Source organism: Klebsiella sp. PL-2018 (assembly GCF_019048985.1).
Classification (GTDB): Bacteria; Pseudomonadota; Gammaproteobacteria; order Enterobacterales; family Enterobacteriaceae; genus Klebsiella; species Klebsiella michiganensis.
This window is the reverse complement of record NZ_CP077673.1, coordinates 2,237,525-2,254,453: the sequence shown is the minus strand read 5'-3', so window position 1 is coordinate 2,254,453 and position 16,929 is coordinate 2,237,525. Positions and strand designations below refer to the sequence as shown.

Genomic DNA, 16,929 nt, shown 5'->3' with positions numbered 1-16,929 from the left:
TTGTTCCTGCCGTTATTGCTGCTGCGCCTGCTGCGAATGCTCGCGCACTTCAGCGTTAGTTAACATGATTTCCCCCCCGCCGCCGAGGCGGGTGCCGCGTACCGGGCACGCATCAAGATAGTCCAGCCCGGTCGCCAGCCGCAAATGTTGATTCAGGCTGCGCGTGTTATTGGTGATATCAAACGACTGCCAGCGCTCGTTGAGCCACACTTCGGCCCAGGCGTGCATGGCAACGTGCTCGGCGTTATCGCTGTAAACGTAGCCGCTGACGTAGCGCGCCGGGATCTCCAGCGCCCGGCAGCAGGCGAGAAACACGTGGGTGTGATCCTGGCAAACCCCTTTCGCGCGCGCAAAGGCATCGGCGGCGGAGTCCTGCACCTGGGTGGCGCCCGGCGAATAGGGCATTCTCAGCAGCAGCTCGGCCATTAACCGGTTCAGGCTCTCCTCCTGCGCCTCCGGCTGATACCAGCGCTGAGCGAATTCGCGGATCGGGCCGTCGGCGCGGGTGAGCGGCGTACAGCGCAAGAAAACCAGCGGCGACAGCAGCTCTTGCGGCTCCGCGCCGATGTCGTCCCCCTCTTCGGCGATATCGACGATCCCGCTGGCGCGGATGGTAATCTCTTTATGCGGATTATCCAGCGTCAGCACGTGCAGCACGTTGCCCCAGGCGTCGGTGGTGGCGACGGCGGAACCGTCCGGCAGGGTTAACGTCCAGGCGGTGATCTTCTGCCGACCGCTGCTGCGCGGCGTCAGGCGCAGATACTGGGTCGAAAACTTCACTTCTTCATCGTAGCCGTAGCGGGTCAGGTGATCGATAACCAGTTTCATAACGCCTCCAGATAGGTTTGTCTGATGCTGTCGGAAAGCGCGTTAATCCGCGCCAGCAGTGCATTAAGGGTGACCTGTAAATCGGCCTGCGCCAGATCGTCGCGGGTGCTGAAACGCAGGTCGACGTTGAGCTGGTGCGCCAGCCGCAGCGGCAAGTGCGAGCGGTCGTTGGCAATCTGTTCCAGCTGCCCGACGAGGTCGGAAATACTCGCTCTCAGCGATCTCGGCACATCGTTGCGCAGGATCAGCAGCTCCATCACCGTTTCGCGGCTGACCGGCTGGCGGTAAATGCTGTTGTAGGCCTCGCGGGCGCTGACCGCATTAAGTAGCGTATCCAGCCGGTAGTACTCGCGTACCGGATCGGGATCGCTGTTCAACTGCTGATCCTTAATCAACAGCAGCTGCGCGGTGGCGGATGCCCGCTCGATCAGCGTCCCGATCCCGATAAAGCTCAGGGCGTCGTTACGCAGCAGCGTGCCGAGGATCGCCCCGCGAAACAGATGTACCCGCTCTTTTACCCACTCAAAGAAAGCGTCGTTGCCCAGCTCGCCGATCCCCTGCTGGCGCAGCTTTCGCAGCTCAATGCGCGTGGCGTTGATGCTTTCCCACACCTCCGCCGACAGGCTGCCGCGCACCGCATGGGCGTTGTTCCACGCCATCTCGACGCAGCTGAAAATGCTGTACGGGTTGTTGCCGTCGAGCGCGAAAAAATTAAGCAGGTTGCTCATAGTGAAACGCGCGTGCCGCGCCTGAAACAGCTCATGGGTCAGCGACAGATTCAGCGGCAAGGCTAAATCCCGCGACTGCTGGCTGTGACGGGGGATCATCGACAGCTTCCAGGTCACGTCCAGCACCCGGGCATAGCTTTCCGCGCGCTCAAGGTAGCGCGCCATCCAGAAGAGTTCACTCGCTGTGCGGCTTAACATGATTCATCATCCTCCATCACCCAGGTATCCTTGGTGCCGCCGCCCTGCGACGAGTTCACCACCAGCGAGCCTTCGGTTAGCGCCACCCGCGTCAGCCCGCCGGGAACCAGGCGGATCTCCTGGCCGGAAAGGACGAAGGGACGTAAATCGATATGGCGGGGCGCCAGCCCCTCGTCGACAAAGGTTGGGCAGGTCGACAGCGCCAGGGTGTCCTGGGCGATATAGTTGGCCGGATTCGCCAGCAGGCGCTGGCGAAACGCGTCGCGCTCCTCTTTGGTCGAGCGCGGGCCAACCAGCATGCCGTAGCCGCCCGCGCCGTGAACCTCTTTCACGACCATCAGTTCAAGATTGCTCAGCACGTAGCTGAGATCTTCCGCCTTACGGCACTGCCAGGTGGGAATATTGCTCAGGATCGGCTGCTCGCCCAGATAGAAGCGGATCATCTCCGGTACGAAGGGGTAGATCGATTTATCGTCGGCGACGCCGGTACCGATAGCGTTGGCCAGCACCACGCCCCCGGCGCGATACACCGACAGCAGCCCCGGAACGCCTAGCATGGAGTCGGCGCGGAAGGCCAGCGGGTCAAGGTATGCGTCGTCGATACGCCGGTAAATGACGTCCACGCGCCGCGGTCCTTCGGTGGTGCGCATGTACACCGCCCCGGTTTTAATAAACAGATCCGCGCTTTCCACCAGCTCAACGCCCATCTGCTGGGCCAAAAAGCTGTGTTCAAAATAGGCGCTGTTAAACCGCCCCGGGGTCATCACCACCACGCACGGATCGTCCACCGGCGAGCTTTCGCGCAGCGTTTGCAGCAGATAGCTGGGGTAGCGTTCTACCGGCGCAATATGGTGCTGTTCGAACATTTCGGGATACAGCCGCATCATCATTTTGCGGTTTTCCAGCATGTAGGAGACGCCGGAGGGGGTGCGCAGATTATCCTCCAGCACGTAATACTGGCCGTCGCTGTTGCGCACCATATCGACTCCGGTGATATGGGCGTAGGTGTTATTGGGTAAATTTATCCCCTGCATACAGGGTTGATACTGTTCGTTCGCCAGCACCTGTTCGGCCGGGATCAGCCCCGCGCGAAGGATATTTTGATCGTGGTAGATATCGTAAAGAAAAGCGTTGAGCGCTTTCACCCGCTGGCGGATGCCGCGGTCAATCCGCTGCCACTCGCCGGCAGGAATAATACGCGGCACGCTGTCGAAAGGGATCAGTCGTTCGGTGCCCTCATCCTCGCCGTAGACGTTAAAGGTGATGCCGATGCGGTGAAAGAGCAGCTCCGCCTGCTCTTTCTTCTGCCGGATAGAGAATTGATCGGTACTGCGAAACCATTGCCACCAGGCGTTATAGTGCTGACGCTGCTCTCCCTGTGCGGTAAGCATCTCATCATAATAATGCCCGTCAGGAAGCGTTATTTTTATCATGGCCGTCTCCTCCGGTTGTACTCACTTTGAGGTAATCCCGGTAAGAGATAAGCATTAATTATGCCAGGTAACGCAGCGCGGCGGCGCGGCGTTACGCTGTTATGCCATGACGCTGAATTGAATAAAAAACAATCAGACGCTTTGCTTATTTATGGCCTGTTTTTCGCTTAAAGCGCACCAATTTGGGGCAAGTCGATTCACGCGATACTAACGCGCCGCCAGCCACGCTGCGTAGCGCTCGGGCCACTCGACGCTGGGCGTACCGGCCCGGCCCAGCGCAAAACCGTGACCGCCGCTGGCGTAACGATACAGGGTGACCGGGACCTGATGCTGACGGCAGGCGGCGGCCATTATCAACGTATTGTGCGGATCGGAGACATTATCGTCCTCCGCCTGAACCAGAAAACAGGGCGGCGTCCGCCCGCTGACCCAGGTTTGTACCGACCAGGCGCGATCGACCTCCTCCGCGGCGTGAGGCCCGGCGAGGAGCCGATGGGTGGCGGTATGGGTGTACGGAGGTTCGAGGGAAATCACCGGATAAATCAGCGCGGCTCCGTCGGCCCGGGGCGGGGTGTCGTCCACGCCGTCGATCGGCGAGTAAGAGGCAAAATCGGCGCGACAGGCAGCCATTCCCGACAAATGTCCGCCGGCGGAAAACCCCAGAAGGCTGACTTTGGCTTCCCGCTGACGAATCAGGCGCAGCGCCCGCTGAGCGTCCTGCAGCGGAGCAAGGCCGCCCGCTTGCCACCCCTCCCCGGGAAGACGATAGGTCAGCACGTACGCGGTATAGCCGCGCATCGTTAGCCAGCGCGCAGCGGGCCAGGCCTCCTTCGCCATTTCAATGCGTCGATAGCCGCCGCCGGCAGCAATTAATACGCCGTGACCGCGTGGCGCTGCGGGACGCCATACCGTCAGTTCAGGCTGGGCGATATGGCTTAGCGCGCCGCGTGCCGATAAGCGAACGGGGCCGTCCGGTCCGCCGCCGCCGGGAGGCACGCCGGGCCACAGGCGGATCGTTTGCTGGCTTTCAGCGGCGCGAAGACGACCGTCCGCCAGCAGCGCGGCGGCGCTTAAAAACAAAAATTGGCGTCGGTTCATCGGCGGCTCCTGAGACGGAAATTAGTCATTAACGAGCTTGAGTTCCAGCCAGTCCACCACCAGACCCGGCTTGATAAAATCAAAGCCTACACGATATTTCCCCGACTGTAGCTCAATCCGACACAGCTTCTGCACAATCTCACGACCGAGCGTACCGTTGGTCTGGATCGTCGCCACAAATTGTTCATTAAGCAGCAGGTTGCAGGCGGTTTGTGCGAGCGGCGCACCGTTAGCGTGAACGCTCACCAGCACGTCATAAACCGCTGTTCGCTCAACGCTCAGCACCAGCTCCTCGTCGTAGCGCAGCCGCGACTGCTCGGCGATTTTAATTGCGCCAGGACAGGCCCCATCGCACGCAGGATCCGCCGCCAGGCGAATAATCCCCGCCCGCGGCATCTCCCCGCGCTTAAAGACCTGCGTCTGCAGCATAAAGTCGAGGATGTTTATCGCGCAGCGCTGAAGCTCACCGAGCGTTAGCTCGCCTGTCGCCAGCGCCGCCAGGGTATTATCTCCCCCCGCATTAACTTCCGCGCCGTTATTATTGACCACCATATAAAGGTCGTTCTGCGCGCGGATCATCGCCGCGGTGTTGTGAGTGCTCGCCGCGCCGCCATCGATGGGATCGTTCATCGTTGCCCACCAGTCGGTCATCACGATCCCGCGAAAGCCCCACTCCTCGCGCAGTACGGTGGTGGTGAGATCGTAGTTGGATGCGGCATGGTGGCCGTTGACCGGGTTATAAGCGGTCATTACCGCATTTGCGCCGCCGGATTTCACCGCATACTCAAAACCTTTGAGATAGATTTCACGCAGCGCGCGCTCTGACACCACCGAATCCGCTTTGGCTCTGGCGAACTCCTGATTGTTGCAGGCAAAGTGCTTGAGGGTGGCAATCCCGCCGCCGCTGCGAATGCCGCGAACCACCGCCGCCGCCATCATCCCGGTGAGCAGCGGATCTTCGGAAAAGTACTCAAAATTACGCCCGTTCAGCGGATGGCGCTGGATGTTCATCCCCGGCCCTAAAAGCAGGTCGATACCGTTGCGCAGCAGCTCTTTGCCTTCCATCACGTATAAGCGTTCCACGAGGATCGGGTCCCAGCTGGAGGCCAATAATGTACCGCTGGGAAGCAAAGTGGCCTTCGCGCCGTTATCCATGCGAATCCCGGATGGGCCGTCGGCGGTCGATGCCAGAGGAATACCTTTTTCCAGCAGGCTGTCGGCTACGCCGCCAAAAGCCGACGCGACGCCGGGCGTCACTTTGTGGCTACACATGCCTTCTCCGCGCACCAGGCAGGCCAGCTCCTCAACAGACAGCTGAGCAACAAAGGCATTCATCGTGGTACGCCCTTCAGCCACGTCGTTGAGGGTCAGTCCCTGGTTGCCGGTAAGGGTGATAGCCTCTGGCAAACGCTCCTCAATGCGCGCGCGCAGATTAATCTCCCGCCGCGGCACGTCCTCCCACTCGATCTGATAGCGCCCATCATCGCCGTCCGCGACCGGTTTTATACGTACGAAAGGCACCGTCGGCGCCAGCACCTGCTGATGGCAGGAGAGGATTCGCAGCGTTTTCTGCGCGTACCCCGCCTCGCCGTCAACCGGCAGCGGCTGTAGATCGCGCACGCTGTTACCAAGCAGCAAGCGATAAAGCCCTGGCTCCATTACATAACAGTGTGGATGCCCGGTCGCCCCGCTATCGTCCAGAGAAGCAAAGCGTTCCAGCGGAATTGATAACGTTAAGGTCTCGCTTTCCCCCGGTTGCAGCAGGCGAGTTTTGGCAAAAGCCACCAGCGCTTTGGCCGGTTTGCCGAGCGCCCCCTGCGGCGCCTGGAGGTAGATTTGCACCACTTCTTTTCCCGCGAAGCGCTCCCCGCGATTGGTCACGGTGACGGTCGCCTTGATCAGGTCGCCAAAGGTCTCCGCCCGCGCCGATTGCAGGGTGAAAGAGGTGTATGAGAGACCAAAGCCAAAGGGGAACTGCAGGCTCTGCGCAGAGAAGGTTTCGAAATAGCGATAGCCAACGTAGATATCTTCCTGGTAGAGATTTTTTTCTTCCGCACCCCAGCAGGGGGATGCCGGATGATCGTCCAGCGATATCACAATGCTGCCAACCAGCTTACCTGAAGGGGTCACATCACCGTATAGCAACGAGGCTGCGGCCTGTGCGCCGTGCGCGCCACCGTGCCAGACATACAGAAGCGCGCGAATGCGTTGACGCAGCAGCGGATCGTCAGCCCATGAGAGATCGATAAGCCCGGCGGTATTCAACACGACTGCCACTTCATCAAACTCTCGGCATACCTGGTGTAGCATGTGCTTCTCATCGGCCGTGAGCCGGTACCCGCCTTCAACATCGGCATTATCCTGATCTTCGCCCGCCGTACGACCAAGGACAATAACCGCCTGGGTCGAGACGGCGCGGGCCTGACGAATCTGCTCATCGCCCAGCGGCATCTCCTGCTGATACCAGGGTTCCGCTGCCCAGCCCCCTCCGCCGTTGTCGAAGGGGTGTTGTTCAATCCAGCTTTCGTAAAGCGCGGCCAGTTGCTCATTGAGCCTGCCCCCGCTTCGCTCCCGCATTGCCTGCAACAAAGTTGTACGACTCACCACGTTAACAGCCCCACCGGAACCGGTACCGCTGCGATAGTAGTCAATCTGCGTACGGCCAAATAGTGAAACCGGTTGCAGAGGATTAAGTGGGAGCATTCCGCGATCGTTTCTCAGCAATACCGCGCCTTCGGCGGCAGCGGCAGTGGCAAATTCGGCAAACCCTTCCAGCGGAGTGCCCGCTTTACTGTCAAACATGGTGTAGTCCTGTTAACTCGAGCCTCCGCAGGAGGCGTAATGGCATAATGAACAGAGCCCGCACAATGCGGGCTCTGCTTTGATCAGAAGAAATATTTGAAACGTAGACGGCCGCCGTAGCGGGAGTCTTCATGTTTGTCGCCATCCGTTGGTTTCGCTTCAATCCACGAGGCGTAAGCGCCAAGGTAGATGTTGAAGTTCTTCATATCCATGACATTGGGGAACAGGTACGATGCGTGAATGGTGTGGATATCGTAGTCACCCACGTTGGAGATCCAGCAGCCATCGTCGCAGGTAGAGACATAATTAGCCGAGTTAAACTTGTCGATTTTGTTGTGGGCGTAGATGTAACCCAGTTCAAAACGATGCCAGAGGGAGTTAATAGCTGCGGTGAAATCCTTCTCATCGGAGGCATCCATATAGGCCACGTTCAGGTTAGTGGTGACCCCATCTTCCGGATCGGTTTTTTGTCCATTCCATGACATCGTCAAGCCATAGCCGGTACGGTCCGACTGGTCGACCCAACTGCCGCGATTGTCGTAATAACCGTAAGCATTCTTCACGACGTTCTTTTCCATCGCTACTGCGGTAGAGAAGCGACCGCTATTCCACGCAATCACCGGACGTAAATAGGCGACGTTTTTCTCATTTTCCAGGGTATTGCCGTGATAGCTGGAGTCCTGGAACAGCGTACTGCCGTTTTCCACCAGGTTATTAAGTTCGAAATACCAGTTATCTATCGTTTTACTGAGCAGGAAGTTGCCGCCGCTGCTGCTACGGCCGCGGCCCTCTTTCATCATGTAAATATAGCCGTAGCCATCGCTATAGAGGTCGTTAGCCGTATTGCCGGAATATTCGATAAACGTATCCTGATTCAGCGGGAACATATCGTAGGCCTCGAAACGACCAACTTTCACCTTCCAGTCATCTTCCCTGCCAAAGAAGAATACCGCATCGTCAAGGTTCATTTTACCGGTCATATCAGCCAGCGGCTGGGCGGAGAAACCGGCAAAATTGCCGTTATCCATTTTGCGCATACCATCGAAGCCCAGCAGAATACGGCCGTTAATATCCCAACGTTCTTTAGTACCCGGCGCCCAGTTTTTATTCGAAGAGGTTTTTACCGACGTCAGGCTACCGCTACCGCTGGCACCATCCATATTGAATTCCACATCACCATAAAACTTCAGGTCGCCATAGCCTGAGAGCGTAAGTTTCGTAGGAGTCGCGCCGGGAGCGACCGGCTCAGCGGCATCGACTTTCACCGCCGGCGCGGTTTTTGCTGGCGTTGTTTGCTGTTGTTTAAGCGTTTGTATCTGCGCTTCAGCGTCCGCGGCGCGCTGTTCAGCGTTAATTAATCTTTGCTCCAGTTGCGCAAGGCGCTGGTCAATATCGGCAGAGGTATTATTTTTTGCTGCTATCACATTAGAGGACATAATGGCGCCAATAGCCAAAGCCATATATTTTATTTTCATTTGAATATCCCTAAATTAATTATTGTTTATTTCATTCAGGATACACCTGTGGCTATGTGAAGATGAATTCACAACGCCACAAGTGTTATTCTGTTATTTTCAGGACTCGGCAAAAGTTCCTTTTTTCAAATCATCAACAATGCCATTCATTCTATTTTCTGTTAAGCCATAGAATTTAATAGAGACTGCGGTAAGAACATAGAAAATTGACGGTACCAGGGTGAACAATAGCACTACGCCATGTACCGCAGAGGCTGGTTGCACCGTGGTGTTAGCCGCGTAATGGTAGTAAGCCAGCACCCATCCAAGAATCGCACCACCAACGGCTACGCCGAGCTTAATCACAAAAATATTCGCCGCGACGTTCATTCCAGTGATACGACGCTGGGTTTTCCATTCACCATAGTTATTAACGTCGGTTATCATTGACCACTGTAGCGCGCCGTTGCCGCCCTGAATAATGGAGATCAGAATATGCACGCCGAGCACCAGCACCCAATATTGTACCGGCACCATAAAGCATACGACGCCCAGCGCAGCGGTGACGAGATTAATCCAGAAAGAGAGTCTGACCTTACAGAAACGCGTACCAAACGGTTTTGCCAGCACCGAACCCAGCATGGAGGCAAACATCCCGCCGAGCATGAATATTGTAATAACGTCCGCACCTTTATTCAGCACGCTATTGACGTAATATACTACCGCCCCGCCGCGAATCACCACGGCAACCAGCATCATAAAGTTGTAAACGGAGAGAATACGCCACTGATCGTTGCGGAAAAGAATTTTCACATCGCGGGCAATATTCAGATTTTCTTCTTTTATCGGCTGGACGCGCTCTTTAGTGGTCGCGAAACAGACGACAAACATCAGGCAGCCGATAACGCCAAATATCGCCATGGAGACCTGAATACCCGTCGCCCGATCGCCAGGATAAAGAAGATCAGCCAGCGGTAAAATAAACGCGGTACCCAGCGCGCCGCCAATCGGCGTGATGGCAAAACGCCAGGATTGCAGAGAGAGGCTTTCACGCGGATCGGAAGTCAGCGCCGCACCCAGCGAGCAGTAAGGAATATTAATGGCGGTGTACATCAACGTCATAAATATATATGCCGCAACCGCATAAACCACTTTCCCCGAGTCGGAGAAAGACGGTATGGAGTAAACCAGCACGCAGCTCACGGCAAAAGGTACGCAGATAGCCAGCAGCCACGGACGGAAGCGCCCCCAGCGGGTTGAGGTGGCATCCGCAATCGCCCCCATAATCGGATCGGTAATCGCATCCAGCAGACGAACCAGCAAAAACATCGTCCCCATCACGGCGGGCGGTAGACCATAAATATCGGTATAGAAGTAGGCTAAGATGGCAACGGAGGAGTCAAATACAATATGGCTCGCTGCGTCCCCCAGGCTGTAACCTACTTTTTCTCTGACAGAAATTTTGTCGCCAGCAGACATACATCACTCCTTTACGAAAAAATGAAACCGGTTTCTGTAATGTCTGCATTTTTTACTTTTCTCTCCTACAGATGCCATTATGTTTTTTTATTAATTATTTATGTTTTTTTATTTATGTGATCCTGTCAGCCTTCAATGGTATTAGAACCCGTTTTTTTGTTTGGCAGATCACATGTTTTAATACTTCGCTAACTTTTTTCAGGCGACAGGGATGAGCAGATAAAAATGCCATATAGGAATACCATGCCGCTTGTCTATTTATTTTTCTTATTCGCGGATTATGTTTTTTATCAATTGCCAGATATTCAGCGAAAATATCCCCCGAAGTACCCTACAAGACAGCGCTGTTTTAACCGCCAATATTTTGTCGGTGCGGAACAGAGCAGTGCCCGGTAAATACTCTGTTTTCGCGTAAAATGTTACCTCGGACACGCGCAGCGGCGGATATTCGTCTAAGGTTTTCTGATGGCCGAATGCAGTGGCACATAGTCTGCAATGATAAGGAGAACAATCTATGACGAGCCCCGTTTCCCGTCGCCCCGCTACCCTGCCTTTTGCTCTTCGTCTGGCGCTAGGAGGCGCGTTTGTCGCCCTGGCGACGTTGACGGCTCAGGCTGAAGAAACCCGTCCCACCCCGCAATCACCCGATATCCTGCTCGGTCCGCTATTTAACGATGTGCAAAGCGCGAAACTTTTTTCTGACCAGAAAACGTTTGCTGACGCCATTCCGAACGGCGACCCGCTGATGATCCTTGCCGATTATCGTATGCAGAAAAGCCAGACCAGCTTTGATTTGCGGCACTTCGTCGAACTCAACTTTACCCTGCCTCGCGAAAACGACCAGTACGTTCCGCCAAAAGGACAAACGCTGCGCCAGCATATCAACGGATTATGGCCCGTACTGACCCGCAGTACCGTCGACGTCGAAAAATGGGATTCGCTGCTGCCGCTGCCAAAGCCCTACGTGGTGCCCGGCGGACGCTTTCGCGAAGTCTATTACTGGGACAGCTACTTCACCATGCTCGGTCTCGCTGAGAGCGGCCACTGGGATAAAATTGAAGATATGGTGACCAACTTCGCCGCGGAGATCGACGCCTGGGGCCATATTCCCAACGGCAACCGCACCTACTATCTGAGCCGCTCGCAGCCGCCGTTCTTCCCGTTTATGGTTGAACTGCTGGCCACGCACGAGGGCGATGAGGCGCTCAAAAAATGGCTGCCGCAGATGGAGAAAGAGTACCAGTACTGGATGGATGGCGCTGAGGCGCTTGAGCCCGGCAGCGCCAGTAAGCGCGTGGTGCGGATGGCCGACGGCGCCCTGCTCAACCGCTACTGGGACGATAACGACACGCCGCGTCCGGAATCCTGGCTGGACGACGTCACAACCGCCAAAAACAATCCCAACCGCCCGGCCACTGAAATCTACCGCGATCTGCGCTCCGCCGCGGCATCCGGCTGGGACTTCAGCTCCCGCTGGATGGATAACCCGCAGCAGCTCGGCACCATCCGCACCACCTCGATTGTTCCGGTCGATCTGAACTCGCTGATGTTCCACATGGAAAAAACCATCGCCCGCGCCAGTAAAGCGGCAGGGGATAGCGCTAAATCCGCGCAGTATGACGCATTAGCCAACGCCCGTCAGAAAGCGCTGGAGAAATATCTGTGGAACGATAAAGAGGGCTGGTACGCCGATTACGATCTGAAAAGTCATAAGGTGCGCAATCAGCTGACCGCCGCGGCGCTGTTCCCGCTGTACGTCAACGCCGCCTCCAGCGAACGCGCCGCGAAGGTCGCCGCCGCCACCGAAGCGCGACTGCTCAAGCCCGGCGGCCTGACCACCACGACCGTCAATAGCGGCCAGCAGTGGGATGCGCCGAACGGCTGGGCGCCGCTGCAGTGGGTCGCCGCTGAAGGCCTGCAAAAGTATGGCCAGCAGAAAATCGCAATGGAGGTGAGCTGGCGGTTCCTCAGCAACGTTCAGCACACCTACAATAGCGAACAGAAGCTGGTGGAAAAATATGATGTCAGCTCGACCGGAACCGGCGGCGGTGGCGGAGAGTATCCGCTACAGGACGGCTTTGGCTGGACCAACGGCGTCACCCTGAAGATGCTGGACCTGGTGTGTCCGAAAGAGAAGCCGTGTGACTCCGTCCCCACCGCGCGCCCGGCGGCGAATGACGACAACGGCAAAGCGGCGGACGTCTCGGCGCAGCCTGCCGCTCAGCAGCCGGCTGCGGTAGAGGAGAAAAAAGTCGCGCCGTAAACCTCCGCGCGGCGGGGGCCCGCCGCGCGTCTTTATCAATGTGCAGTTCCAGAATCGGCCGGGCCGATGGCTCCCCGGCAAGCTGAGCCTGCGGGGAGCGCCCTTTACATGGCGTCCAGCGCCTTCTGCAGCTTCCAGATATAGCGCGGCGCCTGCGGTGCCGGGTGCTTTTTCACCACGTGCTCAAAGAAATCATCGGCGTCCATATCGTTAATCTCTTCAATCGCATCCTGGCGATTGGACGAGAACGTCCGCAGCAGCGCGCCCGCGCCGTTGGCATAGGACACCACCACCGCATAGCGCATCACCTGCGGGTCTTTAATCCCCGCCAGCGGACCGTTTTCGAGGATGCTGAGGTAGGCCGCCCCCATCGAAATATTGCGCTCGGGATTCTTCAGCTCGCTCACCGAAGGATCCCCGCTCCAGCCCATCCGCCGGTAAACATCGCGACCGGAGGTCGAGGGCTTCAGCTGCATCAGGCCAACCGCGCCGGATTTGCTGACCACCGTCGGGTTACCGCCGGACTCAATGGCGATGATGGCGGTAATCAGCTGGGGATCGACGCCCCACGCCGCACCGGCTTTTTCGCTGATTGGCATCCACTGCATCGCCCGCTTAACCGGGACTTCCGGGTTCCACGGCGGGTTACGATAATCGTGTTTTGAACTACAACCGGCCAACAATACACATAAAAAAACACACCATCTCAATTTCACACATCTATCCTTATTGGCTGAAGTTTGCCGCACGGAGATGACAATAAACGCTCCAGGCGGCATGATAACCCTTTCATTCTTAGCAAGGAATTGTCATGTCTCAGTTTTATCTCGTCGCCCCTTCCGGTTACTGCATCAACCAGGAGGCGGCGTATCGCGGCGTGCAGCGTCTGCAGGAGGCCGGGCACCAGGTCGCGCACCAGGAAGTCATTCCCCGCCGGGCGCTGCGCTTTGCCGGAACTGAGAATGAACGCCTTGCCGATATCAACCAGCTCGCTGCCCTCGCCGGTATAAACCGCATCGTGCTGGCGGTACGCGGCGGCTACGGCGCGACTCGCCTGCTGCCGCAGATTGACTGGCAGGCGCTGATCGCCCGCCAGCAGCAGGATCCGCTGCTTATTTGCGGCCACAGCGATTTCACCGCCATCCAGCTGGGGCTGCTGGCAAAGGGTAGCATAATCACTTTTAGCGGGCCGATGCTGGCGGGAAACTTCGGCGCTGAAACGCTGAACGAATTTACCGAGCACCATTTCTGGCAGGCGCTGCGCAACCCGGCGTTTACGCTCGAATGGCACGGTGAAGGCCCGGACTGTCGCGCCGACGGCACGCTGTGGGGCGGCAACCTGGCGATGCTGACTTCGCTTATCGGCACTCCGTGGATGCCGCAGATTAGCGACGGAATTCTGGTGGTGGAAGATATTAACGAACACCCGTTCCGCGTCGAACGCATGCTATTACAGCTGCTCAACAGCGGTATTCTCGCGCGCCAGCGGGCGATTATCCTCGGCAGTTTTACCGGCGCAAACGCCAACGACTACGATGCCGGATACGATCTGCCGATGGTATACGACTACCTTCGCCAGCAGCTTAACATTCCGGTCATCAGCGGCCTGGATTTCGGTCACGAGCAGCGTACGGTCACCCTGCCGCTTGGCGCCAGAGCGTTGCTGGTCAACAACGCATCCATCACCACGTTAAGCATCAGCGGCCACCCGGTTCTGGCGGAATAAAAATTCCTCTAACGCATATCCCGATCGGCGTCAGATTGTTAAAATGGTGTAGTTTTTAATTTATCTTCACGCCGGTAAGGAGTACGTCAACATTGGACGCCGCTGCGGTCATCAGTCTGTTTATCCTGGGTTCTGTTTTAGTAACCTGTAGTATTTTATTAAGTTCCTTTTCCTCACGCCTCGGCATCCCGATTCTGGTTATCTTCCTGGCGATTGGGATGCTGGCGGGCATTGACGGTATCGGCGGCATTCCGTTTGACAACTACCCTTTCGCCTACATGGTGAGCAACCTGGCGCTGGCGGTTATCCTGCTTGACGGCGGGATGCGCACCCAGGCCAGCTCTTTTCGCGTGGCGCTGTGGCCCGCCCTCTCGCTCGCCACGGTCGGGGTGTTGATCACCTCGGCCCTGACCGGACTGATGGCGGCCTGGCTGTTTCATCTCAACCTGATTGAAGGGCTGCTGATCGGCGCTATCGTCGGCTCAACCGATGCCGCGGCGGTGTTCTCACTCCTCGGCGGTAAAGGGCTGAACGAACGCGTCGGCTCGACGCTGGAAATTGAATCCGGCAGCAACGATCCGATGGCGGTGTTCCTGACCATTACCCTTATCGAGATGATTCAGCAGCACGAGACCGGCCTGAGCTGGATGTTCGCGGTGCATATCGTGCAGCAGTTCGGGTTGGGTATCGCTATCGGCCTCGGCGGCGGCTATCTGCTGCTGCAGATGATTAATCGCATTGTGCTGCCGGCCGGGCTTTATCCTCTGCTGGCGCTGAGCGGCGGGATCATGATTTTCGCCGCCACCACCTCGCTGGACGGCAGCGGCATCCTCGCGGTCTACCTGTGCGGATTCCTGCTCGGCAACCGGCCGATTCGCAACCGCCACGGTATCCTGCAAAACTTCGACGGCCTGGCGTGGCTGGCGCAGATCGCCATGTTCCTGGTGCTCGGCCTGCTGGTCACCCCGTCCGACCTGTGGCCTATCGCCATCCCGGCGCTCATTCTGTCGATGTGGATGATCTTTATCGCCCGTCCACTGTCGGTGTTTGCCGGTCTGCTGCCGTTTCGCGGCTTCAACCTGCGCGAGCGGATATTTATCAGCTGGGTGGGCCTGCGCGGCGCGGTGCCGATTATTCTCGCCGTCTTCCCGATGATGGCGGGCCTGGAGAATGCGCGGTTGTTCTTTAACGTGGCCTTCTTCGTGGTGCTGGTCTCGCTGCTTTTACAGGGGACCTCGCTCTCCTGGGCGGCGAAGAAAGCCAAAGTGGTGGTGCCGCCGGTCGGCTCGCCCATCTCCCGCGTCGGGCTGGATATCCATCCGGAAAACCCGTGGGAGCAGTTCGTGTACCAGCTTAGCGCCGAAAAATGGTGCGTCGGCGCGGCGCTGCGCGACCTGCATATGCCGCCGGAGACGCGGATTGCCGCGCTGTTTCGCGACAACGTACTCCTGCACCCTACCGGCAGTACCCGGCTGCTGGAAGGCGATATTCTCTGCGTGATTGGCCGCGAACGTGACCTGCCCGCGCTGGGTAAACTGTTCAGCCAGTCGCCGCCGGTGGCGCTGGATCAGCGCTTCTTCGGTGATTTTATTCTCGATGCCAGTGCCAGATTTGCCGACGTCGCGCAGATTTACGGCATTGACGGGGGAGAAGAGTTTCGCGATCGCCAGCAGTCGCTGGGTGACGTCATACAGCACCTGTTAGGCGCCGCCCCGGTGGTCGGCGACCAGGTGGAATTTGCCGGGATGGTGTGGACGGTGGCGGAAAAAGAAGAGGATCACGTACTGCGGGTTGGCGTACGGATGGCGGAAGATGAGGCGGAGTGATCCGCCTCAGGCTAAGTTACACCGTCACAACCGGTACGCGCGGCGCGAGCGCGCACATTAATTCATATCCGACGGTGCCGCAAGCGGCCGCGACATCGTCAATTTTGATCTCTTTGCCCCACAGCTCAACCGGCGCGCCGATCCCTGCCTGCGGGCATGGGGTTAAATCCACGGCCAGCATATCCATTGAGATGCGCCCGACCGTCACGGTGCGTACGCCGTCAACCAGCACCGGCGTACCGCTCGGCGCCAGCCGCGGGTAACCATCGGCATAACCGCAGGCAACGATGCCGATACGCCGCTCCTCCGCCGTGCGCCAGGTTGCGCCGTAGCCGACCGCTTCACCGGCTTTCAGGTTCTGTACGGCAATAATTTCGCTGCTTAGCGTCATCACCGGTTTCAGCCCGGTGTTGGCCACGTCCTGCCACAGGCCGGAAGGCGAGGCGCCGTACAGCACGATCCCCGGCCTCACCCAGTTAAAATGCGACTCCGGATGCCACAAGGTTGCCGCCGAGTTCGCCAGCGAGCGCGGGCAATCCAGCCCTTCCGCCGCCTGCTCAATGCGCCGCATCGGCTCGACAATGCCGTCCGGGTTTTCCGCTTCGGCGAAATGCGACATTAACGTCATTTCGCTGACGTTACCGAGCGCTCGCAGCTGCTGCCAGACGATGTGCAAACGGTCCGGCATAAAACCCAGCCGATTCATCCCGCTATTCACCTTGACGTAAATATCGAGGGGCGCGTGCAGCTTCGCCTGCTGCAGCGCCTTGATTTGCCAGTTACTGTGCACGCTGGTAGTCAATCGGTATTTATCAAACAGCGCCAGCTCATCGGCATGGAAGAAACCTTCCAGCATCAGTATCGGCCCTTTCCAGCCGAGCTCGCGCAGCAGGATCGCCTCTTCAAGATTGAGCATCGCGAAACCGTCCGCGGCGCTAAGCGCGTTCCAGACCCTTGCCAGGCCGTGGCCATAAGCATTGGCTTTGACCACCGCCCACAGGCGCGAGCCGGGCGCCGCGCGGCGAACAATGTGTTGATTCTGGCGTAAGGCTGACATATCAATGCTGGCCTTTACAGGACGAGACATGAAAGCT

The 16,929-nt window shown here is 57.8% G+C and carries 12 protein-coding genes; 3 read left to right on the top strand and 9 right to left on the bottom strand.

Annotated elements, in window-relative coordinates; all coding sequences use genetic code 11:
- Nucleotides 1-12 precede the first annotated feature (12 nt).
- The 7 genes from MKleb_RS10465 to MKleb_RS10435 all read right to left on the bottom strand — a co-directional run bounded on the left by MKleb_RS10465 (nt 13) and on the right by MKleb_RS10435 (nt 10,020).
- Complete coding sequence (locus MKleb_RS10465; RefSeq protein ID WP_014229792.1) at nt 13-828, bottom strand: transglutaminase family protein; 816 nt, start codon at nt 826-828, stop codon at nt 13-15.
- Nucleotides 825-1,754, bottom strand: a complete 930-nt coding sequence (locus MKleb_RS10460; protein WP_004103215.1) for an alpha-E domain-containing protein — start codon at nt 1,752-1,754, stop codon at nt 825-827. Before MKleb_RS10460 ends, MKleb_RS10465 begins: the two co-directional genes overlap by 4 nt.
- Nucleotides 1,748-3,187, bottom strand: a complete 1,440-nt coding sequence (locus tag MKleb_RS10455) for a circularly permuted type 2 ATP-grasp protein (RefSeq protein ID WP_014229793.1) — start codon at nt 3,185-3,187, stop codon at nt 1,748-1,750. The genes MKleb_RS10460 and MKleb_RS10455 overlap by 7 nt, the downstream gene beginning before the upstream one ends.
- A 207-nt stretch (nt 3,188-3,394) precedes the next feature.
- Nucleotides 3,395-4,285 carry an alpha/beta hydrolase gene (locus tag MKleb_RS10450; RefSeq protein ID WP_217076639.1) on the bottom strand — a complete coding sequence of 297 codons (891 nt, stop codon included), beginning with the start codon at nt 4,283-4,285 and terminating at the stop codon, nt 3,395-3,397.
- A 21-nt stretch (nt 4,286-4,306) separates the two neighbouring features.
- Nucleotides 4,307-7,087: a beta-glucosidase gene (locus MKleb_RS10445; RefSeq protein WP_025106157.1), complete on the bottom strand. Its 2,781-nt coding sequence runs from the start codon at nt 7,085-7,087 to the stop codon at nt 4,307-4,309.
- Between the two features lie 83 nt (nt 7,088-7,170).
- Nucleotides 7,171-8,562: a carbohydrate porin gene (locus MKleb_RS10440; protein WP_025106156.1), complete on the bottom strand. Its 1,392-nt coding sequence runs from the start codon at nt 8,560-8,562 to the stop codon at nt 7,171-7,173.
- Nucleotides 8,563-8,661: 99 nt separating this feature from the next.
- Nucleotides 8,662-10,020 (bottom strand): glycoside-pentoside-hexuronide (GPH):cation symporter, encoded by a 1,359-nt coding sequence (locus MKleb_RS10435; protein ID WP_025106155.1) that lies wholly within the window; start codon nt 10,018-10,020, stop codon nt 8,662-8,664.
- Nucleotides 10,021-10,534: 514 nt separating this feature from the next.
- Between MKleb_RS10435 and MKleb_RS10430 the strand changes: the two genes are divergently transcribed.
- Entirely contained in the window at nt 10,535-12,283 is a 1,749-nt protein-coding gene (locus MKleb_RS10430) for an alpha,alpha-trehalase (protein WP_025106154.1), read from the top strand.
- Between the two features lie 104 nt (nt 12,284-12,387).
- On the opposite strand, the gene emtA is transcribed toward MKleb_RS10430, so the two are convergent.
- Nucleotides 12,388-12,999 (bottom strand): membrane-bound lytic murein transglycosylase EmtA, encoded by a 612-nt coding sequence (gene emtA / locus MKleb_RS10425; RefSeq protein ID WP_009651970.1) that lies wholly within the window; start codon nt 12,997-12,999, stop codon nt 12,388-12,390.
- Between the two features lie 95 nt (nt 13,000-13,094).
- On the opposite strand from emtA, the gene ldcA reads away from it, so the two are divergent.
- Both ldcA and MKleb_RS10415 read left to right on the top strand, forming a co-directional pair.
- Nucleotides 13,095-14,009 carry a muramoyltetrapeptide carboxypeptidase gene (ldcA, locus tag MKleb_RS10420; protein ID WP_025106153.1) on the top strand — a complete coding sequence of 305 codons (915 nt, stop codon included), beginning with the start codon at nt 13,095-13,097 and terminating at the stop codon, nt 14,007-14,009.
- A 92-nt stretch (nt 14,010-14,101) separates the two neighbouring features.
- Nucleotides 14,102-15,835, top strand: coding sequence for a potassium/proton antiporter (locus tag MKleb_RS10415; RefSeq protein ID WP_004851981.1), 1,734 nt, complete (start codon nt 14,102-14,104; stop codon nt 15,833-15,835).
- 16 nt (nt 15,836-15,851) lie between these two features.
- On the opposite strand, the gene dadX is transcribed toward MKleb_RS10415, so the two are convergent.
- Nucleotides 15,852-16,922, bottom strand: a complete 1,071-nt coding sequence (dadX, locus tag MKleb_RS10410) for a catabolic alanine racemase DadX (protein WP_014229800.1) — start codon at nt 16,920-16,922, stop codon at nt 15,852-15,854.
- Between the last annotated feature and the right edge of the window lie 7 nt (nt 16,923-16,929).